Origin of the sequence: Curtobacterium sp. CFBP9011, assembly GCF_034045095.1 — a bacterium.
In the GTDB taxonomy this organism is placed as follows: Bacteria; Actinomycetota; Actinomycetes; order Actinomycetales; family Microbacteriaceae; genus Curtobacterium.
The window spans coordinates 63,299-89,036 of sequence record NZ_JAXCWN010000002.1; the positions used below are offsets into that span (position 1 = coordinate 63,299).

Here is a 25,738-nt window from a genome sequence, read left to right on the forward strand (position 1 = left end):
CGGGTTGCCCCCGGCGGCCGGGGTTCCCCTCAGCGGACGGACGCGTCCGGTTCGTCGGCGTCCACGGGGTCGCCCGGCGCCGGTGCCTGCTGGTCGATGACGCCCGCCGCGTGGCTGAGGACACCCCGGAGGTTCTCCAGGTACCCCGCGACGGCCTCCCGCTCGGTCCGGATGGCCCCGAGTCGGTCCTCGGCGTCGGCGAGCAGTTCCGCGGTGCGGTCCTCGGCGTCCGCGACGAGCCGGTGCGCACGTTCCTGCGCGTCACGCACCAGGTCGGCGGCGTGCTCCTGGGCGGCCGTCTCCTGTTCGCGTGCCAGGTCGGCGGCCTCTCGCTCGAGGCGGTCTGCGGTCTCGCGGGCAGTGGTGGCGCGGCGCGTGGCCTCGGCGAGCTGCAGGTTCGCCTCGTCCAGGTACTTCTGCGTCTCGGTGACCGTGGCCCGGTGCCGGTCGAGGTACTCCTGCTCGGCGTCGTCGCGACGTGCGGCGAGTTCGGTCTCGAGAGCGGCACGCGCGTCGTCCCGTTCGCGGGTGATCTCGGCGCGGACCTCGTCGCGCTCCTGGGTGAGACCGGCGCGCGCGGTGTCGATCTCCTGGCGGAGGGCCGTGCGCTCGGCGAACAGGTCGTCGAGTTCGGCGGTGCGACGGTCGGCGATCTCGGTGTCGACCTCGGCGTGCTCGCGCTCCCGGCGTGCGGCGAGTTCGTTCTCGTGTTCGCGGGCGGCGCGCTCGGCCTCGGCGGCGGCGGTCTCCCGCTCGCGCTCGATGCGGGCGGCGTGCTCGGCGGTCTCGCGCTCGATGCGGTCGGTGGTCTCCTGCACGCGCCGGGCGTTCTCGGCCGCGGTCTGCTCCGTGTCGACGCGGAGCTGGGCACGGGCTGCGGCGATCTCCTGCTCGAGGTCGGTACGGGCGACGGCGAGCTCACGGTCCCACTCGGCGCGGGCGGCGGCGAGTTCCTCGTCGAGGGCACTGCGGCGTTCGTCGATCTCGGCGGCCAGTTCGGCACGACGCTGCTCGACCTCGGCCGCGAGTCCGGCACGGCCGGTCTCGAGTTCGAGTTCGAGAGCGCGTCGGGCTTCACCGTGCTCGCGCTCCCACGCCGTGCGGGACTCGGCCAGCGTGCGGTCGAGCTGTTCGCGACGGGTGCCCTCCTCGCGGTCGAGGTCCTCGAGGCGGCGTGCCTGGTCGGCCTCGAACACGCTGCGACGGTGCTCGGTCTCGCGGTCGAGGTCGGCGGCCGCGCGACGGGCGTCGGCGGACTCCCGCTGGGCGACCTCGCGCAGCTCGGCGACCTCGTGCTGGACCTCGGCGCGGAGGGCGTTGGTCTCGCGGATGGCGACCGAGCGGACCTCGGCGGCCTCGGTGACCGCGGCTCCGCGCACGGCGGCGGCTTCGTTGCGGGCGTCCTGCACGAGGATGCCGGCCTCGGAGCGGGCGCGTTCGACGGTGTCGGCGGACTCGGCGCGGGCCCGGGAGAGCTCGTTGGTCGCACGGGTGCGGGCGTCCTCGAGGGTGACCTGGGCTTCGTCCCGGGCCTCGCGGAGGGTGCGCTCGGCCTCGGTGCGACTGCTGGCCCGGAGACGCTGGGCGTCGATGTCTGCCTGGCTGATCAGGCGCGTGGACTGTTCCTCGGCCACGCGGAGGGTGGACTCGAGTCGCGTGCCGAGGCCGCTGTAGGTCGGGGTGCCGGCCTCGTCCAGCTCGCCCTGCAGGTCCGAGACGCGGGACTGCAGGAGACGGATCTCCTTCGCGGCTTCGGCCCGGTCGGTGTTCGACTTGATCAGCTCGCGGCGGAGGTCGTTCAGAGCCCGTTCGACCTCGTCCTTGCGGTAGCCCCGCAGCTCGGTCCCGAACTCTGCCTCGTCGTTCGCCACGTGTCGCTCCCTGTGGTCGTCCCGGACCACCCCGTGCAGTCCGGACCCCGATTGTAGTGGTGCGTCCGCGACGGCTCCTGAGGCCGACGGTGACCCCGGGGATGCGCCTCCCAGCTGTCCTGGGTACCCTGGGCCGTTGTCCTGCGCCGATCCACCCATCCCGGCGCGGAGGGAGAGAGATCCGTGCGATTCGTCCTGGCGATCGTCAGCTTCGTCATCGGGGTGCTCCTCGTCGGCCTGGGAGTCGGGCAGCGGACCGTGTTCGCGCCACCCACCTCGATCGTCGCGGCGACGAGCGGGTCGAACGCCGCTCCCGTCACCGTGCTGCCCGGCAGCGTGCTCAACGCGAACCCGGGTTACCAGCGCGTCAACGTGTCGGGCACGGGCAAGGTGTTCGCCGCCTACGGCAAGACGTCCGACGTCGACGCCTGGATCGGTGACACCGAGCACACGACCCTCCGCTACGACGCCGAGGACGCTTCCCTGGAGTCCCGCACCACCGGATCCGGCTCCGACCTGCCCGACCCGAAGGGCAGCGACCTCTGGTACCAGGAGTACGACGATGCCCGTCAGTTCACCGTCCGACTGCCCGCCGACGTGTCGCTCGTGGTGATGGGCGACGGTTCGGACGCGGCACCCGCCGACATCTCCGTGACGTGGCCGCGCGACACCGCGACGCCCTCCGTCGGGCCGCTGCTGACGGCCGGTGGGGTCTTCGTGCTCGGTGGCCTGGTCATGCTCGTCTGGGCCTTCCTGCACCAGCGCCGCTCCCGTGGTCCGCGCCGTCGGAGTGGTGGTGGCCGCCCGCCGCGCGTGCGTGCCTCGCGTCGCGCCGCCGCCGCCGGTGCCCAGGTGCCGGCACGCAGCCGTCGTGGTCGTCGCGCCATCATCGCCGTCCCGGTGCTCGTCGCCGGCGCTCTCGTGCTGAGCGGGTGCTCGTCGGAGTACTGGCCGACCGGCAACGGAGCGGACGCGACCCCGACACCGACCGCCACGGCCACCGGCGCCGCGGTCCCCGACGCCTCGACCGCCGCCACGAAGCAGCAGATCGCCCGCATCGTGTCCCGCGTGGCCGAGGTCGCCGAGAAGGCCGACGCCGACAAGGACGCCAGTCTCGCCGCGACCCGCTTCGCCGGACCGGCGCTCGAGATCCGCAAGGCGAACTACACGATCCGCGACAGCGACGCCAAGGCGCAGGCCCTGCCCGCCGTGGCCGCCGACGACGTCTGCGTGGCGCTGCCGCAGCAGACCGACACCTGGCCGCGCACCGTCTTCGCCGTCGTCGCCGCGGACTGCACCGACAAGAAGACGGCCCCGCAGGCGTTGACCCTCGTGCAGCAGGACGCCCGCTCGGACTACAAGGTCGAGTACGCGGTCTCGCTCGAGGCCGATGCCCAGCTGCCGTCGCTCGCGCCGACCTCCGTCGGTGCCGCCCAGCTCGCACCGGACACGAAGCTCCTGGCGCTGGCCCCGAACGCCGTCGCCGCGGCCTACGGCGACATCCTGTCGAAGGACACCGCGAGCGAGTCCGCCGACCTGTTCGACAGCGACGGCGACGACCTGCGCTCGCGGATCGGCAAGTCGTACAAGGACGAGAAGGCGAAGGGGCTGCCGGACACCGCGAAGATCGAGTACTCGTCCGAGGTCCCCGAGGACTCGGCCCTGGCCCTCGCCACGAACACCGCCGGTGCGCTCGTCTCCGTCGACCTCAACGAGATCGAGAAGGTCACCCCGACGGCCGCCGGTGCCGAGGTCAACCCCGAGGGTGCCGTCAAGGCACTGTCCGGCGTCGACTCGAGCACCAAGGGCGTGACCGCCACGTACGGCGTCCAGTTGCTCTTCTCCGTGCCCCCGGTGGGTTCGGACGACAAGATAGAACTCCTCGGGTTCACCCAGGGCCTGATCGCAGCGAGTGAGGTGCAATGACCAACGTCCCCCCGACCCCGTCCAGCCTGCGCGGAGCAGTCGACCTCTCGTCCCTCGTCGACCGGGCCCAGCGTCCGCCGCAGGGTGCCGCCGGCCCCGCCGGGAGCCCCGCCACGCCGGGCAACGCCGGCGCGACGGCCGGTCCGGCAGCCGGTGCCGCGCCCACGGACGGTGTCCTGAGCGTCCCGTCCCTCGTGATGGACGTCACCGACCAGAGCTTCCAGGACATCGTCCAGCTCTCCACCGTCGTCCCGGTCATCGTGGACATCTGGGCCGAGTGGTGCGGCCCGTGCAAGCAGCTCTCGCCGGTCCTCGAGCGGCTGACCGAGGAGTACGCGGGACGCATCGTCCTGGCCAAGGTCGACGCCGACACGAACCCGCAGCTCGTCCAGGCGTTCCAGGCACAGTCGATCCCGACCGTCGCGGCCGTCATCGGCGGCCGTCCGCTCGGACTGTTCGTCGGTGCCCTGCCCGAGGCCGAGGTCCGCGACGTCTTCGAGCAGGTCCTGCAGGCGGCGGAGCAGAACGGCGTCGCCGGCCGGGTCCAGGTCGACGGAGCCGTCGAGGCCGACGACGCGGAGCAGGGTGAGCCGGAACCGGAGCCCCTGCCGCCGCACCACCAGGCCGCGTACGACGCGATCGAGGCCGGGGACTACGCCACCGCGATCAGCGAGTACCGCACCGCGATCCTGCAGGACCCGCACGACCAGATGGCCGTGGCCGGTCTGGCCCAGGTGTCGTTGCTCGACCGGCTCTCCGGAAAGACCGCGGACGAGATCCGCGCGGCGGCCGGTGCCGGCCCGGCGGACGTCGCGGCCCAGCTCGCCGTCGCCGACCTCGACATCAGTGGCGGGCACGTCGAGGACGCCTTCGGACGCCTCCTCGACCTCGTCCCGACGGTGTTCGGCGACGACCGCGAAGCGCTCCGCGTACGCCTCGTCGAGTACTTCGAGCTGATCGGCGCCGAGGACCCGCGCGTCGTCGCCGCCCGGCGGCGGCTCGCCAACGCGCTCTACTGAGCGCGGGTCGCGCGACGCGACACGGAGCACGACGGGAGGCCCGGTACCAGCTGGTACCGGGCCTCCCGTCCGTCGTGCCTGTGGGTGCTACTCGGCCAGGCGCAGCCAGACGGCGCCCAGCGGGGGCACCACGAGGTTCGCCGAGGCCGGGCGACCGGCCCAGGGGACGTCCTCGGCCTGGACCGAACCGAGGTTGCCGACACCGGACCCGCCGTACGCCGACGCGTCGGTGTTGAGCACCTCGTTCCAGGTGCCCGCCGTCGGCAGGCCGAAGCGGTGCTCGACGGGGACGCCGGAGAAGTTGACGAAGACCGCCAGTTTCTCGTCGCCCGCCTTGCGGAGGAACCCGAGCGTGGCGTGCGGTGCGTCGCCGCTCTCGAGCCACTCGAAGCCCTCGGCGCTGGAGTCGAACGTCCAGAGCGCCGGGTTCTCCTTGTACACGCGGTTCAGCTCGGCGACCAGGTCCTGCACGCCGCGGTGGCCCGGGTCGTCGAGCAGCCACCAGTCGAGACCGTTGGCTTCGCTCCACTCGGAGGGCTGGGCGAACTCCTGGCCCATGAAGAGCAGCTGCTTGCCGGGGTGTGCCCACATGAAGGCCAGGTAGGCACGCACGTTGGCGAGCTTCTGCCACTCGTCGCCGGGCATCTTGCCGTAGAGCGAGCCCTTGCCGTGCACGACCTCGTCGTGACTGATCGGCAGCGTGAACTGCTCGCTGAACGCGTAGACGAACGAGAACGTGATCTCGTCGTGGTGGTACGAGCGGTACGCCGGGTCACGCTCGACGTACTGCAGCGTGTCGTGCATCCAGCCCATGTTCCACTTCTGGCCGAACCCGAGGCCGCCGGCGCTGGTCGGCTGCGTGACGCCGGGCCACGAGGTCGACTCCTCGGCGATCATCACGATGCCGGGGTAGCGCTTGTACGCGGTGGCGTTCGTCTCCTGCAGGAGCGAGATCGCCTCGAGGTTCTCGCGACCGCCGTGGATGTTCGGCAGCCACTCGGTGCGGGAGTAGTCCAGGTACAGCATCGAGGCCACGGCGTCGACCCGGAGGCCGTCGATGTGGAACTCCTCGAGCCAGTAGAGCGCGTTGGCGACGAGGAAGTTGCGGACCTGCGGCTGCCCGAAGTCGAACACGTAGGTGCCCCAGTCGAGCTGTTCGCCGCGGCGGGGGTCCGGGTGCTCGAACAGGGCGTAGCCGTCGAACTTCGCCAGCGCCCACTCGTCCTTCGGGAAGTGCCCGGGGACCCAGTCCATGATGACGCCGATGCCGGCCGAGTGCAGCCGGTCGATGAGGTACCGCAGGTCGTCGGGGGAGCCGAAGCGGGCGGTCGGCGAGTAGTACCCGGTGACCTGGTAGCCCCACGAGCCACCGAACGGGTGCTCGGCGAGCGGCAGGAACTGGACGTGGGTGAAGCCGGTGTACTGCAGGTGCCCGATGAGGTCGTCGGCCACCTCGCGGTAGCTCAGTCCCGGACGCCACGAGCCGAGGTGTACCTCGTAGACGCTCATCGGCGCGTCGTGGGTCGTCGCGGTGGCGCGCTCGGCCATCCAGCGGGCGTCGCCCTCGGACCAGGTGTGGTGCGCGCTCGTGATCACGGACGCGGTGAGCGGCGGGACCTCGGTGCGGCGGGCGAACGGGTCGGCGCGCTCCACCCAGCCGCTGTCGGTGAGGATCTGGAACTTGTACCGCTGCCCCTCGAGGGCGCCCGGCCAGAACAGCTCCCACACGCCGAGTTCGTTCAGGCGGCGCATCGCGGTGGTGCGGCCCTCCCAGCCCTCGAAGTCGCCGATCACGCGGACGGCGGTGGCACGCGGCGCCCACACGGCGAACGCCACACCGTCGACACCGTCGACCGTCTGCACGTGCGCGCCCAGGTGGTGCCAGAGCTGCTCGTCGCGACCCTCACCGAACAGGTGCAGGTCGAGCTCGCCGAGCGTCGGCGGGAACCGGTACGCGTCGTCGGTGGTCCAGGTCTCGTCGTCCTCGTAGTCGGCCTCGACGCGGTACCGGCCGAGCTCGCCGACGGTCGCGCCGGCCCAGACGCCTTCGCCCTCGTGACGGAGCTCGACGTCGTCGCCGTCGGGTCGGACGATGCGGACCGCGGTCGCCAGGTGGCGGACCACACGGACGCTCGTGCCGCCGTCGACCGGGTGCGGGCCGAGCACGTCGTGCGGCTGGGACCAGCGTCCCTCCGCGACCTGCTGGCGGACCCACTCGTCGACGGGGCCGGGGACGGGCTCGGTCGTCGCGACGGCCGTGCTGTCGGACGTCGATGACGCAGAGGTGGCGGGCGCGTCCTCCGTCCGGGAGGCGCTGGGTGCCTCCGCCTCGTCCGTCGCGTCCGGCGTCGCCGACGTCAGCCCGCCGGCGAGCGTGGCCGACTCCGGCACGTCGCGCGAGGGGGACTCGGGCGGGGCGACCGGTGCGCCCGGGAGGTCCTCACCGGGAGCCGAGGTGTTCGGCTCGGTGCGGACCGCCTGGCGCGGGATCGCGGGGGGCGGCGGCGGGACCGGCGGCAGGCCGGGACCGCGGGGCGGCTGGGGTGCGCCCTGCTGGGGTGCGCCCTGCTGGGGTGCGCTGGGCTGCCCGGCATTGGTGGGATCGGTCATCGGTGCGGTCCTTCCACGACGAGCAGGTGCACGGGCTCCTGGAAGGCATCCAGGCGCACGTAGTTCGAGGAGCCCCAGGTCCAGCGGGCGCCGGTCACGACGTCGCGGACGTCGAACTCGGTGCCGGGCTCGAGACCGAGGGCGGCGAGGTCGAGGTGCACGGTGGTCTCACGGGCGGAGTGCGGGTCGACGTTCGCGACGACGATCACCGTGTCGTCCCGACCGGACCGGGTGAACCGGCCGGGCAGGTGCTTCGAGTACACGACGATGGCGTCGTCCTCAGCGCTGTGCACGGTGGTGTTCCGCAGCTGCCGGAGCGCGGGGTGCGCCGAGCGGAGGCGGTTGAGCATCGTCACGTACGGGGCGAGGCTCGCGCCCTCCGCCTCGGCGAGCGCGAAGTCCCGCGGCTTGTACTCGTACTTCTCGTTGTCGATGTTCTCTTCGGAGCCCGGGCGGGCGACGTCCTCGAAGAGCTCGTAGCCGGAGTACATGCCCCACGTCGGGGCGCCGGTCGCGGCGAGGGCAGCGCGCACCTTGTAGCCGGCGCGGCCGCCGTACTGCAGGAACTCGGTGAGGATGTCGGGCGTGTTCACGAAGAGGTTCGGGCGCAGGTAGGCGCTCGTCTCGTGGGAGAGCTCGTCGAAGTACGTCTCGATCTCCTCCTTCGTGTTGCGCCAGGTGAAGTACGAGTACGACTGCTGGAACCCGGTCTCGGCCAGGGCACGCATCATCGCCGGGCGGGTGAACGCCTCGGCCAGGAACACGACGTCCGGGTGCTCGTCGCGGACCTCGCGGATCACTCGCTCCCAGAACCACAGCGGCTTGGTGTGCGGGTTGTCGACGCGGAACACCTTGACGCCGAACGTGATCCAGTGGCGGAGCACCCGGAGCACCTCGGCGACCAGGCCCTCGGGGTCGGTGTCGAACTGGATCGGGTAGATGTCCTGGTAGCGCTTCGGCGGGTTCTCGGCGGTGGCGATGGAGCCGTCGGCACGGACCGTGAACCACTCCGGGTGCTCGGTGACCCAGGGGTGGTCCGGGGAACACTGCAGCGCGAAGTCGAGCGCGACCTCCATGCCGGTGTTCTTCGCCGTCTCGACGAAGGCGCGGAAGTCGTCCTCGGTGCCGAGGTCCGGGTGGATGGCGTCGTGGCCACCCTCGGGACCGCCGATCGCCCAGGGGCTGCCCGGGTCGTTCGGCCCGGCCTCGAGCGTGTTGTTCGGGCCCTTGCGTGCGGTGCGGCCGATCGGGTGGATCGGCGGCAGGTAGACGATCTCGAAGCCCATCCGTGCGACGGCGGGCAGGCGACGGGCCGCGGTGCGGAAGTCGCCGCTCTTCCACGAGCCGTCCGGGTTGCGCTTGGCACCCTCGCTGCGGGGGAAGAACTCGTACCAGGCGCCGACACCGGCGCGGGTGCGCTCGACGTCGAGCAGCTGCAGGGCGGAGCTCGTCCGCAGGGAGTCGATCGGGGTCTCGTCGATCTCGGCGACGACGCGGGGGTCGTCCACCGCTGCCAGCCGCTCAGCCGGGTCGAGGTCGGTGTCGCGCAGGCGGACGGCGGCGCGGGCGGCCACGGCGGAGCCCTGACGCTCGAGCAGCGCGGCACCGTCGAGCAGGGTCGCCTCGGTGTCGACACCGGCGGCGATCTTCAGTCGGGCGCCGTGCACCCAGGTCGCCCAGTCGTCGGAGTACGCCTCGACGTGCCACTCCCAGACGCCGGTGCCCTCGACCTGCACGGTCGCCTCGTACCGGTCGGTGCCGGCGGCGACGAGGGTCAGCGGGACGCGGAGGGTGCGCTCGTCGGCCTGCAGCGCCGCCGGGGCGGGGGTCTGCTGGGCGACGGCCTGGGTCGTCTCGGGCTGCTGGCCCGCGGGGCGGACGAGGACGAGGTCCGCGCCGATGATGCCGTGCCCCTCGCGGAAGACGGTCGCACCGAACGTGATCACCTCCCCGTCGAAGCCCTTGCCCGGGAAGCCGTTCGGCGTCGTCGGGGCGAGTTCGGTGATCGGGATGCGCCCGATCTTCGGACGCCGGGGTCGGTCTACGGAGGCCACGGAGCAGACGCTACCCGGCTGGGCCGTCCGTGTTCCCCGGGAAGCGTGTCGCGCCTCCCTGCAGGGGTGGCGGGCGGGAGGCCGTCGGGCCGCACCGACGTCGGCTCAGATGACGTCGAAGACGTGGATGCCGGGGCCGTAGGCGCTGAACACGGTGCCGGCGGGACGGTGCCGGTCGTGGTCGCGGTGCTTCTCGCTCGACCACGCCAGCCGGTACGCGAAGACGTCCTCGCGCGTCGGCAGGGTGAGGTCGCGGGTCCGCCCGCTGCCGTGCACCACGACCAGCACGCGGTCGTACGGCTCGTGCTCGGGCGTCGACTCGACGAAGTACTGCAGCGCGCGGTGGATGGGCTGGTCCCAGCCCTCGGCGGTCATCGCCTGGCCGTCCGGGCCGTACCAGGTCATCCGCGACGCCGACGGCGTGGTCTGGCCGGGGACGCCGAAGCGCGACGGCCGGAGGGCCGGGTGCGCGGCGCGGAGCCGGGTCAGGGCCGCCATCGCCTCGGTCATCGACTCGGCGTCCTCGTCGTCCGACCAGTCCACCGGCGTCAGGTCGTCCGAGACGACGTACGCGTTGTTGTTGCCGTGCTGGGTGCGGCTGCGCTCGTCACCCGCGGTGATCATGGGCACCCCGGCGGAGAGCAGCACGGTCGCCATCAGGTTCCGCATCGACCGCCCACGTGCCGCCCGGACCCCGCGGTCGGCCGTGTCGCCCTCGATGCCGTGGTTGAACGAGCGGTTGTCGTTCGAGCCGTCGCGGTTCTCCTCGCCGTTCGCCTCGTTGTGCTTCGCGTCGAAGGACACCAGGTCGTGCAGGGTGAAGCCGTCGTGGGCGGTGACGAAGTTGACGCCGGACAGCGGGCCGCGCTCCGGGCCGAACAGGTGCCGGGAGCCGGTGAGGGCTCCGGCGAGCGCCCCGATCCCGGCCTCCGGGGCTCCGCGGCGTCGTTCGTCGGCGAGGTCCTCGAGCCAGAACTTCCGGACCGTGTCGCGGAACCCGTCGTTCCACTCGAGGGTGCGGGCGCCGAACGAGCCGGTGCGCCAGCCGTCCGGGCCGACGTCCCACGGTTCGGCGATGACCAGGGTGTCCTGCAGGTCGGGGTGGTTCCGGATCCGTTCGAGCAGCGGGTGCTCCGGGTCGAAGACGTGGTCGCCGTCGCGGGCCAGGGACGCCATGAGGTCGAAGCGGAACCCGTCGACCTGCACCTCGCGCGCCCAGTAGCGGAGGCTGTCGAGGATGAGGTCGGCGGTCGCGGTCACCGAGGTGTCGAGCGTGTTGCCGCACCCGGTCGTGTCGTAGTAGGTGTCCGTGTCGGACCAGCGGTAGCGGCCGGCGCCGTCGATCCCGCGCAGTGAGGTGGTGGGGCCGCCCAGGCCCTCTTCCGCGGTGTGGTTGTAGACGACGTCGAGGACGACCTGGATCCCGGCCTCGTGCAGCAGCCGGACCATGCCCTTGAACTCGCGGAGCACCGCGTCGGCACCCGCGGCCCGGGCGCCGGCGGAGGCGTGTCCGGCGTGCGGGGCGAAGAACCCGAGCGTGTTGTAGCCCCAGGCGTTCTCGCGCCCGGCCTCGCGCAGCCACCGCTCGGTGTCGAACGCCTGCACGGGCAGGAGCTCGAGCGTGGTCACGCCGATGCGCTGCAGGTGGGCGATGGTGCTCTCGTGGGCGACGCCGGCGTAGGTGCCGCGGAGTTCCTCCGGGATCGCCGGGTTCGCGCTGGTGAGGGTCCGGACGTTCGCCTCGTACACGACGGCGCGATCCAGGGGGACGACCGGCTTGGTGACGCCGCCCCAGTCGAAGGTGCCGTCGACGACGACACTGGTCCAGCGCGGGGTGTCACCGGTCGCGACGACGCCGCGTGCGTACGGGTCGAGGAGCGGGCGGGTCGGGTCGAACTCGTGCCGCGGCCCGGTCGGCCCGTCGACGAGCAGGTGGTAGGTGTCCCCGACCTGCACGCCGGGCGTGGCGGCGCTCCACTCGTCGGTCTCGTCGATGCGCGCCAACGGGAAGGCACCTCGGCCGTCGACGACCACCGTCACCGCGGTCGCCGAGGCGGACCGCACCGTCATCCGGGGGTCCCCGTCGTCGACCCGGAAGCCGGGCGTGGTCTCGGTCGCGGTCTCGTACACGCCCCCAGGGTACGAGGCCAGCCGGGTATCCTGAAAACGCTCCAGAAAGGGGTACCCCGTGCCCGTCTACCTCGACCACGCCGCGACCACGCCGATCCTGCCGGAAGCGCTCGCCGCGTTCACCGACGCGCTGACCACCGTCGGCAACCCGTCGTCGATCCACAGCGCCGGCCAGCGCGCCAAGATGCTGCTCGAGGACGGCCGTGCCCGGGTCGCCGCGTCGCTCGGTGCCGACCCGGTGGAGGTCGTCTTCACCTCCGGCGGCACCGAGAGCATCAACCTCGCCGTCAAGGGCCTGTTCTGGGCCCGGCAGCGCGACCGCCGGCGTCCCCGCATCGTCGTCCCGGCGGGGGAGCACCACGCCACGGTCGACACGGTCGACTGGCTGGAACGCCACGAGGGCGCCGTGGTCGACGTCGTCCCGCTCGACGCCGCGGGTCGCGTCGACCTCGCCGGACTGGAGGCACGGCTCGCCTCCGCCGACGACGTCGCCCTGGTCACGTTCCTGTGGGCGAACAACGAGGTCGGCACCATGCAGCCCGTCGAGCGGATCGTCGCGCTCGCCCACGCCGCCGGGGTCCCGGTGCACAGCGACGCCGTCGCCGCGTACGGCCAGGTGCCGGTGGACTTCGCCGCGTCCGGCCTCGACGCGTTGAGCGTGTCGGCGCACAAGATCGGCGGCCCGGTCGGGGTCGGTGCGCTGGTGCTCGGCCGACGCGCGGTCGTCGAGCCGCTCATCCACGGCGGGGGCCAGCAGCGCCAGGTCCGGAGTGGCACGCAGGACGCCCCGGCCGCCGCGGCCTTCGGGGTCGCCGCAGCCGCGCCGCACGCCGACGTCCGGCACCTGCGGGACCGCCTCGTCGACGGGGTCCGGGCCGCCGTTCCGTCCGCGGTGCTGATGGGTGACCCGGTCGACCGGCTGCCGAACAACGCGCACTTCACGTTCCCGGGCTGCGAGGGGGACTCGCTGCTGTTCCTGCTCGACGCCGCCGGGGTCGCCGTGTCCACCGGGTCGGCGTGCCAGGCCGGGGTGCCCGAGGCGTCGCACGTGCTGCTCGCGATGGGCCTCAGCGAGGACGACGCACGCGGTGCGCTCCGGATCACCCTCGGCCACACCTCGACCGAGCAGGACGTCGACGCCTTCCTCGCCGCGCTGCCGGTGGCCGTCGAGCGTGCCGGTGCGGCGGGGATGGCGCGGCGGGAGCCGTCGCTCGGGCGCTGACCCGGACGCCCGGCCGGTAGGATCGGGGACCATGGTCGAACTGGACATCAGCGAGCAGGTCAACGCCCTCCGAGTGACCTTCGGGAACATCCGCTCCGTGGTCGACGTCGACCGCCTCGAGCGTGAGATCGCCGAACTCAGCGAGCAGGCCGGCGCCCCCGACCTGTGGGAGGACACCGACCACGCGCAGCAGGTCACCAGCGCGCTCGCCCACCGGCAGTCCCAGCTGAAGAAGCTCACGGCGACCGAGCAGCGCCTCGACGACCTCGAGGTCCTGGTCGAGATGGCGAACGAGGCCGAGGACCAGGAGTCCGCCGACGAAGCGGCTGAGGAGCTCAAGGCCATCACCAAGACGATGGGCGACCTCGAGGTCCAGACGCTCCTCGACGGCGAGTACGACGACCGTCCCGCCGTGATCACGATCCGTGCCGGTGCCGGCGGTGTCGACGCCGCCGACTTCGCCGAGATGCTCATGCGCATGTACCTGCGCTACGCGGAGCAGCACGACCAGAAGGTGACCGTGATGGACACCTCCTACGCCGAAGAGGCGGGCATCAAGTCCGCCACGTTCGAGGTGGACGGCCCGCACGCGTTCGGCACCCTGTCGGTCGAGGCCGGCACGCACCGCCTGGTCCGCATGTCGCCGTTCGGCGCCGCGGGCAAGCGCCAGACGTCCTTCGCCGCGGTCGAGGTCATCCCGCTGATGCCGGAGACCGCGGTCATCGACATCCCGGAGAACGACATCCGCGTCGACGTGTTCCGCTCCTCCGGCCCCGGTGGACAGTCCGTCAACACGACCGACTCCGCCGTGCGCCTGACCCACCTGCCGACCGGCACCGTCGTGTCGATGCAGAACGAGAAGTCGCAGATCCAGAACCGTGCCGCGGCCATGCGCGTGCTGCAGTCGCGCCTCCTGCTCCTGAAGAAGGAAGAGGAGAACGCGAAGAAGAAGGAACTCGCCGGCACCATCACCGCCAGCTGGGGGGACCAGATCCGCAACTACGTGCTGGCGCCGTACCAGATGGTCAAGGACCTGCGGACCGAGTACGAGGTCAACAACCCGTCGGCGGTCTTCGACGGCGACCTGGACGGCTTCATCAACGCCGGCATCCGCTGGCGCAAGCGTCCGGACGAGGACTGAGCGTCGAACGGGGTCGGATCTGAGCGACCCCACCGGTTCCTGAGCCGCGCGCCTGGAGCAGGATCACCGGTTCGCGACCTACCCTGATCCGGTCATGATCAAATTCGACCAGGTCACCAAGGTGTACTCGGGCAACCCGAGTCCCGCTCTCGACAACGTCACCCTCGAGATCCTCAAGGGCGAGTTCGTCTTCCTCGTCGGTGCGTCCGGCTCCGGGAAGTCGAGCTTCCTCCGGCTCGTGCTGAAGGAGGAGAAGCCCTCCCGCGGGCAGATCCACGTGCTCGGGCAGCGTCTCGGCGCGCTCTCCTCCCGCAAGGTCCCGTACTTCCGCCGCAACCTCGGCGTGGTGTTCCAGGACTTCCGGCTGCTGCCGAACAAGAACGTCTTCGACAACGTCGCGTTCTCGCTGCAGGTGATCGGCAAGAGCAAGGGCTTCATCAGTGAGTCCGTCACCGACGTGCTCAAGCTCGTCGGGCTCTCCGGCAAGGCGACCCGGATGCCGCACGAGCTCTCCGGTGGTGAGCAGCAGCGCGTGGCGATCGCCCGCGCCGTCGTGAACAAGCCGGCCGTCCTGCTGGCCGACGAACCGACCGGCAACCTCGACCCGACGACCTCGGCGGGCATCATGGCGCTCCTCGAACGCATCAACCAAGGAGGCACGACGATCTTGATGGCGACGCACGACGCGAGCATCGTGAACCAGATGCAGCGCCGGGTCATCGAGCTCTCCGGCGGCAGCGTCCTCCGCGACGAGCAGGCCGGCGGCTACCAGACCCAGGCCCTGCCCATCCAGCGTGGTGGCGTCTCGAACACGACCGGCATCCAGACCATCCCGGGGCTCATCCGATGAGGCTCGGACTCGTCATGGCCGAGGTCGGTTCCGGCCTCCGTCGCAACGCCTCGATGGTGGTCTCCGTCGTCCTGGTGACCTTCATCTCGCTGACCTTCGTCGGCACCGCGATCCTGCTGCAGATGCAGATCAACCAGATGAAGGGGTACTGGTACGACCGAGCCCAGGTCGCCGTCTACCTCTGCACCGAGACCGACACCACCGGCAACTGCACCGGGGCGAAGGCGACCGACGACCAGCGCGCCCAGATCAAGCAGCAGCTGGCGTCGTCCACGCTGAAGCCGTACATCGAGAAGTCGTACTTCGAGGACCAGCAGGACGCGTACACCCGTTTCAAGCAGCAGTTCAAGGACTCGCCCGCGACCGAGTTCGTCAAGCCCGAGTACCTGAACGAGACCTTCTGGGTGAACCTGAAGAACCCGTCGCAGGCCGACGTCCTGGTCGAGAGCCTGTCGAAGGTCGCCGGCGTGCAGAGCGTCGTCGACCAGCGCGGGTACCTGCAACCGATCTTCAACCTGCTCAACGCGTCGTCCTACACGGCGATCGGCATCGCGGGGTTGATGCTCGTCGCCGCGGTGCTCCTCATCGCCACCACGATCCGGTTGTCCGCGTTCTCGAGACGACGGGAGCTCGGCATCATGCGGTTGGTGGGCGCCTCGAACCGGTTCATCCAGACGCCGTTCGTGCTCGAGGGGGTGATCGCCGCCGCGGTCGGAGCCGTCCTCGCGGGTGGTGCGATCACGGCCGTGGTCTGGTTCTTCGTCCGCAACTACCTGACGAAACGGTTCTCCGGCACCGCGTTCATCGGCATGGACGACGCGGCGATCGTCGTGCCGGCGGTCATCGTCATCGGTGTGGTCCTGGCGGCGGTCTCCGCCTCCATCGCGATCCGGCGGTACCTCAAGGTCTGATCGCGACCGCAGGTCGTCCCGTCTGGAGGCCCGCACACCGAGAACGGGAGGGATCCCGGGAAGGTGTGCGGGCCTCCCGGCGTTCGGTATGCTGGGCGGCTCGCACGCAAGCGGGTGCGCACCCAACGAAGAGGAGCCGGTCATGGCGAAGGAACGCGGGGAGAAGGTCGTCGCGACGAACCGTCGTGCGCGCCACGACTACCTCATCGAGGACACGTACGAGGCCGGCATGGTCCTCAGCGGGACCGAGGTGAAGTCGCTGCGCGAAGGCCGGGCGTCCCTCGTCGACGGGTACGCCTTCGTCGACGCCGGTGAAGCGTGGCTCGACGCCGTGCACATCCCCGAGTACACCGAGGGGACGTGGAACAACCACGCACCGCGGCGCAAGCGGAAGCTGCTCCTGCACAAGCAGGAGATCGTGAAGATCTCGCACAAGACGTCGCAGGGCGGCTACACGCTCGTGCCGATGAAGATCTACTTCCACGACGGTCGGGCCAAGGTCGAGATCGCGGTCGCGAAGGGCAAGCGCGAGTTCGACAAGCGCCAGGCCCTGCGTGAGAAGACCGACAAGCGTGAGGCCGAGCGGGCCATGCGCTCCCGCAACCGTCTCGGCGAGTGACCAGCCGACTCGACTAGCGTCAGACTCGTTCAGTCGGTAGACTCAACAGTTGCCTGGCCCGGACAGAGTCCGGAGCAGGGATGGAAACTCAACAGCGTGACAGCGGCTCGCACGTCGGCCTGCATGGGGATGATCGGTTTCGACATTGCCTGTGTGCCGACGGGAAGCGGGCCGAGGACCCACGGTCATCTCGTCAACGATCCGTGGAAACCAACAAGTGCCAATTCCAAGCGCACTGACTTCGCTCTCGCTGCGTAAGCAGCCCAGCACATGAAGTCCGTCGGCCAGGTGATCGTCTTCTAACCTGAGTTCCGGCGTCATCCAGAGGACTTGCTGCACGGTTGCGCCTCAGGGCCGTGCGGGACTTGCACTGAGACTGGGCCTGTCGTCCGAGAAGCCGGTAGCAACGGACGGGGCCGAGCAGAACGAACATCCGGATACGCCCGTAGAAGACGTCGAATTGCAGCGATGGACGGGGGTTCGATTCCCCCCATCTCCACCACCTGCCGATCGTCGGACCGCTGTCACGTGAGTCGCCATCGAAGGCCCCGCATCGTCCCCGGACGGCGCGGGGCCTTCGGCATGCCCGGGGCATCTGCACGGCCGGGCCATCTGCATGCTCGGGGCATCTGCATGCCCGGGCCATCTGCACACCCGGGGCAGGGGACTACGCTCCGAGGCACGGTGCCGCAGCCCGTCGGTACCGTCCCGAACGAGAGGTACACCGTGCAGGAGATCGCGATCCGAGTCCGTCTGCGGGAGCAGGACCGTCTGGGCCTGGCCGAGTACGAGCGCATCGTGGGCTCCGTCGCCTCGGTCGCCGCCGTGGTCGCCTGGCTGCCGACGCCCGATGCCCGGTTGGTGCTGCGCGGGCGTGGTGCCGAACCGGTCCGGCTGGAGACGATGTCCTACGGCACGGTGTTCGAGATGCTCGTCGTGATGGACCAGCGCACCCCGGGCGTCGAGCGGGCGGCAGCTGCGGTGGCGGCGCTGCTGGAGTCGGTCCGGCACGAGCGCGTCGAGGACGACGTCGCCGGCGTCGCGGGCGAGCTCGACCGGCTCGACCGTTCCGCGCCGCGTGGCCGCTCGGTGCCCGAGCGGGCGCTCCGGACGTTCCTCGAGGGTGCCCGTGCGGACGCGCTGGCCCGGAAGTCGACGACGCGACTCCGTGCCGCGCAGTCGCTCCTGCGGCTCGCCGAGTCCGGTGCCGAGGTGCTGGTCGAGCGGGTCGAGGACGCCCTCGCCCCGGTCGTCACCGAGCAGCCCGTCGACGTCGTGGCGGACACCGGTTCGGCTGTCGTGGTCGAGCCCGTCGATGGCGTCGAGCCCGACGGCGTCGAACCCGACGGCGTCGAACCCGTCGCACCCGAGCCGGAGCAGCCGAAGAAGAAGAACGTCGACGAGAAGTCGTCCAAGAAGAAGAAGTCGTCGAAGAAGAAGGACGACAAGAAGAAGGACAGCAAGAAGAAGGACGACAAGAAGAAGGACGACAAGAAGAAGTCGTCGAAGAAGGACAAGAAGAAGTAGCCGCGACGGGAGGGGTCAGAAGTCGAACAGGTTGGCGCGGAGCCCGCCCGCGCCGTACTCACGACGGAGGATCCCGCGCTGCCGGAGCACCGGCACCAGGTCACCGAGCATCCGGTACACCTGCGCCGGGTGCAGGTCGCCGGACAGGATCACCCCGTCGTTGTCGGCATCGGACCCGAGCTCCTCGATGAAGTCCGCGAACTCGTCGGCCGTCCCGACGAAGCCCGAGCGATCGGCGACCCGGCCGAGCTGGGCCTTGCGGGTGAGCAGTTCGCGCAACGGGGCGTCCGGCGTGTCCCCGAGGAGCCCACGGACGGTACCGGCCGAGACGTGGTCGGCGAAGGTGCCCTCGGGGATCGGTGCGTCGAGGTCGAGGGCGAGCAGATCGGTCTCCGAGTCGCTCGACCACGCCAGCGCGACGGTACGCAGGGCCTCGTCGGACGGGTGCCGGGACGCCTCGACGATGCGGTCCGCCTCCTCGGGCGAGGACACGACGACGGGCTTGAGGACGAACAGGACCCGCAGGTCCTCCGGCCGCCGTCCGACCTCGGCGGCGGCGGCGTGCACCTTCGCCCGGTAGGCGGAGACCGCGGTGGCCGTCAGGGGAGCGAGTGCGAGCTGCACGTCGGAGTGCGTCCCGGCGAAGCCCAGCCCGCGTCCGGAGCCGCCGGGGGAGACCACGACGGGGTCGGACTCGAGCGGCAGCGCGTTGAGGGGGCCCGCGGTCCGGAAGTACTCGCCCTCGTGCTGGAACGTGTCGAGTTCGGCGCCGTCGGCGAAGTGCCAGTCGGACTCGGACTGCAGGTGCCCGGAGCCCCACGAGTGCCAGAGTCGGCGGAGCAGTCCCATCCACTCCTCGGCGCGGTCGTAGGCGGCGTCGTGCGGCAGCGGGTCGAGGCCGGCGTGCCGGGCACTGCCCACGTCGGTGACGACGTTGACGCCGAGCCGGTCCGACGACAGGTGCGCGAGCGTCGCCAGCTGTCGGGCTGCCAGGTACGGCGGGGTGACGCCGGCGTTCACGGTCGGGGCGATGCCGATGTGCCGGGTCGCGGCGAACAGCCACGGGGCGAGCAGCAGCGGGTCGTGCTTGGGCCCGCCGTACGCCTGCCGGATGCGCAGGTCGAGGGTCGACGGGTCGCCGAGGGAGATCGCGTCCTCGGCGATGACCAGGTCGAGTCCGGCGTCCTCGAGGGCCCGCACCGACTGCTGGTACAGCTCCGGCTTCGTCCAGTCGTGTCCCCAGTGCCAGTCCGCGCGACCCCACGCCTGCGGGCCGAACCCGCGCGAGAAGAAGTAGCCGACGTGTTGCATCCGGGTCATCGGCCGGCCCTGTCGAGCACCGTGACGGACGTGACGGGGGCGGGGCGTGCCTCCCGGCCGACGACCGAGGCGACCGACGCGACCGAGGGCACCGACGCGACCGAGGGCACCGACGCGCCCGCGCGGACCGCGGCGAACCCGCGTTCCAGGTCGCGGAGCAGGTCGGCGACGTCCTCGATGCCGATCGACAGGCGGACGAGCCCGTCACCGATGCCGAGCGCGGCCCGCTCGGCGGGCGTCCGTCCGGCATGGGTGGTCGTCGCGGGGTGCAGCACCAGCGACCGCACGTCGCCCAGGTGCGTCATCCGGCTGAACAGCTCGACCGCGTCGATGAACGCGTGGGCGGCTTGCTCGCCACCGGCGAACGTGAACGCGAAGACGGACCCGGCGCCACGGGGCAGGTAGCGCCGGGCGAGGTCGTGGTACGGACTGGAGGCCAGACCCGCGTGGTCGACGCTCGTCACCTCGGGCTGCGCCTCCAGCCACGTCGCGACCGTCAGCGCGTTCGCGACGTGCCGCTCGACGCGGAGCGACAGCGTCTCGATGCCCTGCCGGAGGAGGAACGCGTTGAAGGGGGAGGGCGTCGGGCCGATCCGGGAGGCGACGACGTCCCGCGCGTAGGCGAGGAACGCACCGGTGCCGGCGCGGTCCACGTAGCTGGCACCACCGAGGGCCCGGTCGGGCTGGGTGAGGTGCGGCCAGCGTTCCGGGGTGGCGGTCCAGTCGAACCGTCCGCCGTCGACGACCACACCGCCGAGCCCCGACCCGTGTCCGGACAGGAACTTCGACGCGGAGTGGACCACGACGTCGGCGCCGTGCTCGACGGGTTGCACGAGGTACGGGGTCGCGAGCGTGTTGTCGACGACGAGGGGGACGCCGGCGCGGTGGGCGACCTCGGCGACGCCGGCGATGTCGAGGACGTCGTTCTTCGGGTTCGGGATCGTCTCGGCGAAGAACAGCTTCGTCTCGGGTCGGACGGCGGCGGCCCAGGCGTCGAGGTCCCGGGCGTCGGTGACGAAGTCGACGTGGATGCCGAGCCGGCCGAGGTTCTGCAGCAGCAGCCCGCGCGTGCCCTCGTAGATGCTGGCGGCGCTGACGACGTGGTCGCCCGCGGCGAGGAGCCCGAGGAAGGCGACCGTCGCGGCCGCCTGACCGCTGCTCACCAGGAGGGCATCGGCTCCCCGCTCGAGCAGGGCGATGCGCCGCTCGACGTCGGCGTTCGTCGGGTTGCCGAGCCGGGTGTACGTGTAGCCGTCGTCGGTGCCGGCGAAGCGGTCCCGCGCCTGGGCAGCGTCCTCGAACAGGAAGCCGGAGGACATGTGGATCGCGGGCACCCGGGCGCCGTGCGCGGTGTCGGGCAGGAAGCCGCCGTGCACCTGTTCGGTCGCGAAACCGGGTCGTTCGTCCGTCATGCGTCCACCTCCGTGCCGGGTCGTCCGGCCGCTCGGGCGTGCGGTCGTTGCGCCGTACTCTCGCAGGCTCGGTGCCGTCCCGCGTCGAATGCGGCGTCGGGTTACGGCGATGCTGTGCGCGGTCGGCGGGCTAGGAGCCGACGAGCGTCCGGATGCCGGTGAGGACGGTCTCACCGACCGCCAGCAGTGGACCGCGAGCCGCCCACACCGCCACACCGTTGCCCGCCAGGAACAGCACGAACCAGACGACCGCGGGCAGACGCATCTCGGCGGCCGCGATGTGGAAGTCGGTCTGCACCCGTGCCCCGGTGAGGAGCCACCGGACGACCTGCACGAGCGAGCGCAGTCCGTCGACCAGGAGCGCTGCGCCGAGGGCCGCGACGACCAGCAGGGTCAGGTCCGATGGGCGCACGGCGACCCACACGGCGAGCGCGTCGAACCCGATCACCACGAGGAGCCCGAACCAGTTCCGGACGAACAGCAGCGCGACCAAGCCCACGACGCCGAGCACGGCCACGGGCAGCCAGGGCGAGCCGACCACCGCTCCGGTGACGAGCAGGACACCGGCCCAGATCGGTGCGCTGTAGCCGGCGAACAGGTTGAGCAGCCGCACCAGCCAGCGGACCGCTCCCGGGACGCGGCCGAGCTGCACCCAGGCCTCGCCGGAGCCGTCCGGGTGCAGGTCGATGCGCCGGATGCGGCCACCGAAGGGCACCACGACGACGCAGTGCCCGACCTCGTGCACGATCGTCGCGGCCAGGCGGGCGATCCGGCCGAGGAACGGCACGAGGGGGAGCACGGCGCCGATGAGCAGGGCGGCGAACACGGCGGAGGCGGGCAGGGAGGTCAAGCCGACATCGTGGCAGACCGTCCTCGGCGGTTCACTGGGAGACCTGGCTGGTCGTGATCACCCGGCGCCAGGGGCCGTTCGGGACCTTGTCGGCCTCGATGAACCGCCAGGCGATCCGGTCGTCCTCGCCGTCGAGCTCGGCGTAGTACAGGCAGCCGTTCAGCGCGGGGGAGACGTCCACCCCGGCGCCGTTGTACCGCTTGTTGGCTGGCCGCGCGTTCGTGGAGCCGAAGACGTAGGCGCTGTCGTGGTAGGTGCCGGGGCCGGCGTCCTGGACCTGGCCGTAGCAGGTGCGTCCGTCCTTGGTGAGCTGGACCCACCGGTTCTTGAGGTAGCTGAAGCCGTCGTCGCCGCGGTGCTTCCGGTAGGCGGTGTCGCCGGCCCAGGGCACCACCCGGTCCCGATCGCGGAACCCCGTGCGGTCGTTGACGTCGTCGTACGGCACGTCGAGGTAGAACGGGTTCTCCTTCGGCTTCATGTGCACCGGGAAGTACCCGTTGCCGGCGGTGCGGCGTTCGGTCTGGCAGATGCGTTTGACGATCACACCGTCGCAGCCGCCGTAGCTGCCCTGCCAGTCGTCGTCGTAGGTCGAGTAGACCTGGCTGCCGTCGTCGGCGTCCGGGTCGAAGACCTCGCCGACCCAGAACGTCGTGGAGACGATCCTGGTGTGCCACGGGTAGGTGCGGGCCACCGCTCCACCGCCGGACGGGCTGCCGCAGCCGGCGAGGACCGCGGTGAGCGCGAGCGTGCTGACGAGGGCCGCCGCCCTCCGCAGCCGGACGCCCCGGCCCCGGGAGCCGCGGAGGCGGGTCTCCCGGGGTCGGGGCTGGGGTGTCGTCCGCACGTCACCGGCCGATCGTGCCGGGCGCTGCCGGAGCTGCCGGCGCTGCCGGGGCGGGTGCCGCCGGGGCGGGTGCCGCCGGGGCGTCGAGCGGGCTCGCCATGCCGGACGTGTCGAGCTGCCCGAGGACCGCACGGGACCGGACGGCCAGGGCGTCGACGGCCGGGGCGATCCGGCTGACGCTGCTGCTCGTCTTCGCCGACGTGGTCGCGCTGTTCGTCGTCGTCGTGGTGGTCGCCAGCTGCGGCGCACCGACCGTGTCGTAGGCGGCGACGTCGTCGGTGGTCAGCGTGCCGTTCGTGAACAGGTTCAGGCCGAAGCTGATGCCGTTGAACCCGGCCGGGATCTGGTCCGTCGTCCACACCGCCTGGGTCCACGTGGTGGCCGAGGCGTACCAGGGGCTCGACGTCCAGTAGTGCCACGACCCGGTGGTCGCGTCGCGCAGGTAGACCGTGAACTGCGTCACGGTGTCCGCCTTGTAGTACTCGCGGAGCGAGTACGTGTGCCCGGCGACGACGGTGGGTGCGCAGTCGCCGAGGTCGAACGTCGGCAACCACTTCGCGTCACCGTCCGTGTAGTCGCTCACGGTGAGCGACGTCGCCTTCGTGGTGGTGCCGGTGCGACCCGGGCTGACGGTGCTGAACGCCGCCGTGTTCGAGCCGTACCCGCCGTACTGCCAGCACTTCTGACCGCTCGGGCTGGTGGAGGAGGTCGTCTGGAACGACGGGTTCTGCACGGCGTTGACGCCGGGTGCTGCCGGTCCGGGGACCGGTGACTGCACGACCGGCTGCACCGGGGTGCCGACCGCGTCGCCGACCGTCTTGACGGTGGTGGCGTTCGCCGGGTCGGCCGAGTACGCGGCGAGCCACTGGGCGAACTGCGCGAACAGGGCCGGTGAGGTCGTCGGGTCGAGCGAGGTGTCGTCGCTGATGTGGTGGAAGGTGAGCTGCACCCAGCCGCCCCTGTCGGTCTTCGCCTGGGTGACCTGCTTCTGCAGGTCGGCCAGGGTCCAGTCCGCCTCGACCTGGCTCGGTGCCCGGGTCAGCATGGCGTTGCGGGGCGGCAGGGTCTCCGCCGTGACGCAGCCGGTGCAGTCGTACGGGGTCTGCACGTCGCCGAGGCCGCGGGCGCTGGTGTACCCGCAGGCGCGGACGGCGTCACGCGTCTTCGTGGTCGACTCCGCGAAGGGGTAGGCGAAGCTCCGGACGGTGTAGCCCCACGACGAAAGAGTGGCACGCGACTGGCAGGCCTGCCGCTGCGCCTCGGCCTGGGACAGCGCCGACATGTCGGGGTGGGTGACGCTGTGCCCACCGATCTCGTTGCCGGCGGCCGCGAGGGTCGCCAGGTCCGACTGCTGCATGTAGCTGGGGGCGTTGAGGTACCCGGTGATGATGTAGAACGTGCCGGTCAGGCCGTTCTGCTGCAGCACCTGCGCGGCCGGCATCTGGTCGGCGTCGCCGTCGTCGAAGGTCAGGCTGACCGTGACGGGCTTCGTGACCGTCGCGGCGCGTGCCGGGGCGGCTCCGAGGAGACCCGTGACGACGATCGCCACGGCCGCCAGGACGGCGAGGATCACCGTCAGGCGGTTGAAGGACTGGTCCTTGGTCATTCGACCGTCACCGACTTCGCGAGGTTGCGGGGCTTGTCCACGTCGCAGCCGAGCTGCAGCGCGAGCTCGCGGGCGAGCATCTGGAGGGGGACGACGGACTCGAGCGGCCCCCAGAGCGACATGCCCTGGTCGGTCACGTCGGTCCGTCGGGAGAGCAGCCGGCCGGCGTCGCGACCGAGCGCGGGCACGTCGGCGCCGGCACCACCGATGGTGATGACGAAGCCACCGCGGGCGCGGACCTCGGCGACGTTCGCCTGGATCTTGTGCTCGCCGTTGTCGACGACGACCACGGGGGTGCCGTCGGTGACGAGTGCGAGCGGGCCGTGCTTGAGCTCGCCGGCCGGGTAGGCCTCGGCCCACCGGTAGGAGAGCTCCTTGAGCTTCAGCGCACCCTCGGCAGCGAACGGGAGGCCCGCCCCGCGTCCCAGGAACAGGAACCCGGAGGCGTCGCGCACGCTCGAGACGAGCAGCGGGATCCGGTCGAGGGACGCTTCGGCCGCGCCGGCCAGGAGGCCCGGCAGCCGCTGCATGTCGCCCACGAGCGCCAGTGCACGCGAGCGGTCGATCCGGCCGGACGCCACCAGTGCGGAGATCATCGCTGAGACGCCGACGACGACCTGCGCCGTGAACGTCTTCGTCGCGGCGACGCCGATCTCCGGCCCGGCGTGGCAGTCGAGCACGGCGTCGGCACGACGGGCGAGCGACGAGTGCAGGTTGTTCGTCAACGCGAGCACCTGGTACCGGTCCGCGAACCGGTCGAGCGCACGGAGCACGTCCGCGGTCTCGCCCGACTGGCTGATCGCGACGACCAGGGTGCCGGGCGTCAGGACGGCCTGGTCGGCCTCGCTGGCGACGACGGTGTCGGTGGGGACACCGCCGAGTCCGCGGAGCGCGGTCGCGATGACCTGCCCGGCGTTCAACGAGGTCCCGCACGCCACGACGGCGACGCGCTCGAACGGCGCGAGCCCGAGGCCGCGCCACATCGAGCCGTCGACCGCGCGGCCGGCGACCCGGTCGAGGATCTCCGCGACGACGGCGGGCTGCTCCTCGATCTCCTTCGCCATGTGGTCGGTGTGGTCACCGAGCTCGAGCGCCTCGGCGGCGAACGGCGACGGCGTCGCGAACGGCACCGCCACGACCTCGCCACGGGAGGACCAGGTCCAGCTCTCGCCGAGCTCGACCACGTCCCCGTCCCGGAGCGCCACGAAGGTCTCCGCCCACGTGGCGATCGCACCGATGTCGCTCGCGACGAAGTCACCGCGGGCGGCACGGGCCACCACGAGCGGGGACCGGTCGGCCGCGACGACCATCCGGCCGTCGCGGGCGTCGAGGACCACGATGGCCCAGGAGCCCTCGAGCTGCGCGGTCGCGATCTGCACCGCGAGCATCAGGTCCGGGTCGACCGCCAGGGCACGCTCGACGAGGTGCGTGATGACCTCCGAGTCGACCTCGGACACGAACACGTGTCCCTGGGCGCTCAGCTGCTCGCGGAGCAGGTCCGCGTTCTCGATGATGCCGTTGTGCACGACGCTGATCCGACCGGAGCAGTCGGCGTGCGGGTGCGCGTTCGTCTCACGGACGGCGCCGTGCGTCGCCCAGCGGGTGTGGCCGATGCCGATGCCCGTGAACGGGTCACCGGAGCGGGCGGCGACGAGCGTGCGCAGGTCGCCGACGCGGGACACCGAACGGATCGTCTCGGTGCCGCCGGTGCTGGTGCGGACAGCGATGCCGGCCGAGTCGTAGCCGCGGTACTCCAGACGCTCCAGACCGTCCAGGAGGTACGGGGTGGCGTCGTCCGCCACCCGTGCCGCGATGATGCCGCACAC

Annotated in this window: 18 protein-coding genes and 1 other RNA gene; 9 read left to right on the forward strand and 10 right to left on the reverse strand. The window is 71.5% G+C overall.

Annotated elements, in window-relative coordinates; translation table 11 throughout:
- Positions 1-29: 29 nt before the first annotated feature.
- Entirely contained in the window at positions 30-1,871 is a 1,842-nt protein-coding gene (locus tag SOM35_RS04615) for a coiled-coil domain-containing protein (RefSeq protein WP_320514559.1), read from the reverse strand.
- A gap of 183 nt (positions 1,872-2,054) precedes the next feature.
- Between SOM35_RS04615 and SOM35_RS04620 the strand changes: the two genes are divergently transcribed.
- Entirely contained in the window at positions 2,055-3,797 is a 1,743-nt protein-coding gene (locus SOM35_RS04620; RefSeq protein ID WP_320514560.1) for a DUF8094 domain-containing protein, read from the forward strand.
- Positions 3,794-4,816: a tetratricopeptide repeat protein gene (locus SOM35_RS04625; protein ID WP_290156941.1), complete on the forward strand. Its 1,023-nt coding sequence runs from the start codon at positions 3,794-3,796 to the stop codon at positions 4,814-4,816. Before SOM35_RS04620 ends, SOM35_RS04625 begins: the two co-directional genes overlap by 4 nt.
- 87 nt (positions 4,817-4,903) lie before the next feature.
- Here SOM35_RS04625 and glgB read toward each other — a convergent pair whose 3' ends face one another.
- The 3 genes from glgB to SOM35_RS04640 all read right to left on the reverse strand — a co-directional run bounded on the left by glgB (position 4,904) and on the right by SOM35_RS04640 (position 11,610).
- Entirely contained in the window at positions 4,904-7,426 is a 2,523-nt protein-coding gene (glgB, locus tag SOM35_RS04630; RefSeq protein ID WP_320514561.1) for a 1,4-alpha-glucan branching protein GlgB, read from the reverse strand.
- Positions 7,423-9,480, reverse strand: coding sequence for a maltotransferase domain-containing protein (locus tag SOM35_RS04635; protein WP_320514562.1), 2,058 nt, complete (start codon positions 9,478-9,480; stop codon positions 7,423-7,425). The genes glgB and SOM35_RS04635 overlap by 4 nt, the downstream gene beginning before the upstream one ends.
- 105 nt (positions 9,481-9,585) lie before the next feature.
- Complete coding sequence (locus tag SOM35_RS04640; RefSeq protein ID WP_320514563.1) at positions 9,586-11,610, reverse strand: glycogen debranching protein; 2,025 nt, start codon at positions 11,608-11,610, stop codon at positions 9,586-9,588.
- Positions 11,611-11,668: 58 nt separating this feature from the next.
- On the opposite strand from SOM35_RS04640, the gene SOM35_RS04645 reads away from it, so the two are divergent.
- The 7 genes from SOM35_RS04645 (at position 11,669) to SOM35_RS04675 (ending at position 17,880) form a co-directional block, all read left to right on the forward strand.
- Positions 11,669-12,832, forward strand: a complete 1,164-nt coding sequence (locus SOM35_RS04645; RefSeq protein WP_301222218.1) for a cysteine desulfurase family protein — start codon at positions 11,669-11,671, stop codon at positions 12,830-12,832.
- 31 nt (positions 12,833-12,863) lie between these two features.
- Positions 12,864-13,973, forward strand: a complete 1,110-nt coding sequence (gene prfB, locus SOM35_RS04650; protein ID WP_221850118.1) for a peptide chain release factor 2 — start codon at positions 12,864-12,866, stop codon at positions 13,971-13,973.
- A gap of 94 nt (positions 13,974-14,067) precedes the next feature.
- Entirely contained in the window at positions 14,068-14,823 is a 756-nt protein-coding gene (gene ftsE / locus SOM35_RS04655) for a cell division ATP-binding protein FtsE (RefSeq protein ID WP_111075566.1), read from the forward strand.
- The gene (gene ftsX, locus SOM35_RS04660) at positions 14,820-15,734 is read left to right on the forward strand and encodes a permease-like cell division protein FtsX (protein ID WP_111075565.1); all 915 of its coding nucleotides are present in this window, start codon (positions 14,820-14,822) and stop codon (positions 15,732-15,734) included. The genes ftsE and ftsX overlap by 4 nt, the downstream gene beginning before the upstream one ends.
- A gap of 142 nt (positions 15,735-15,876) precedes the next feature.
- Positions 15,877-16,353 carry an SsrA-binding protein SmpB gene (gene smpB, locus SOM35_RS04665; RefSeq protein ID WP_216261097.1) on the forward strand — a complete coding sequence of 159 codons (477 nt, stop codon included), beginning with the start codon at positions 15,877-15,879 and terminating at the stop codon, positions 16,351-16,353.
- 125 nt (positions 16,354-16,478) lie between these two features.
- Positions 16,479-16,855, forward strand: a transfer-messenger RNA (tmRNA) gene (gene ssrA / locus SOM35_RS04670).
- A 182-nt stretch (positions 16,856-17,037) separates the two neighbouring features.
- Positions 17,038-17,880: a hypothetical protein gene (locus SOM35_RS04675; RefSeq protein WP_320514564.1), complete on the forward strand. Its 843-nt coding sequence runs from the start codon at positions 17,038-17,040 to the stop codon at positions 17,878-17,880.
- Between the two features lie 15 nt (positions 17,881-17,895).
- Here SOM35_RS04675 and SOM35_RS04680 read toward each other — a convergent pair whose 3' ends face one another.
- The 6 genes from SOM35_RS04680 to glmS form a co-directional block, all read right to left on the reverse strand.
- Positions 17,896-19,200, reverse strand: coding sequence for an LLM class flavin-dependent oxidoreductase (locus SOM35_RS04680; RefSeq protein WP_320514565.1), 1,305 nt, complete (start codon positions 19,198-19,200; stop codon positions 17,896-17,898).
- Positions 19,197-20,612, reverse strand: coding sequence for an O-acetylhomoserine aminocarboxypropyltransferase/cysteine synthase family protein (locus tag SOM35_RS04685; protein WP_320514566.1), 1,416 nt, complete (start codon positions 20,610-20,612; stop codon positions 19,197-19,199). Before SOM35_RS04685 ends, SOM35_RS04680 begins: the two co-directional genes overlap by 4 nt.
- A gap of 130 nt (positions 20,613-20,742) precedes the next feature.
- Complete coding sequence (locus tag SOM35_RS04690; RefSeq protein WP_320514567.1) at positions 20,743-21,462, reverse strand: M50 family metallopeptidase; 720 nt, start codon at positions 21,460-21,462, stop codon at positions 20,743-20,745.
- A 31-nt stretch (positions 21,463-21,493) separates the two neighbouring features.
- Positions 21,494-22,306 (reverse strand): hypothetical protein, encoded by an 813-nt coding sequence (locus SOM35_RS04695; protein WP_320514568.1) that lies wholly within the window; start codon positions 22,304-22,306, stop codon positions 21,494-21,496.
- A 1-nt stretch (position 22,307) separates the two neighbouring features.
- On the reverse strand, positions 22,308-23,912 hold the full coding sequence (locus tag SOM35_RS04700; RefSeq protein WP_320514569.1) for a polysaccharide deacetylase family protein: 1,605 nt from the start codon (positions 23,910-23,912) through the stop codon (positions 22,308-22,310).
- Positions 23,909-25,738: a glutamine--fructose-6-phosphate transaminase (isomerizing) gene (glmS, locus tag SOM35_RS04705; RefSeq protein ID WP_320514570.1), complete on the reverse strand. Its 1,830-nt coding sequence runs from the start codon at positions 25,736-25,738 to the stop codon at positions 23,909-23,911. The genes SOM35_RS04700 and glmS overlap by 4 nt, the downstream gene beginning before the upstream one ends.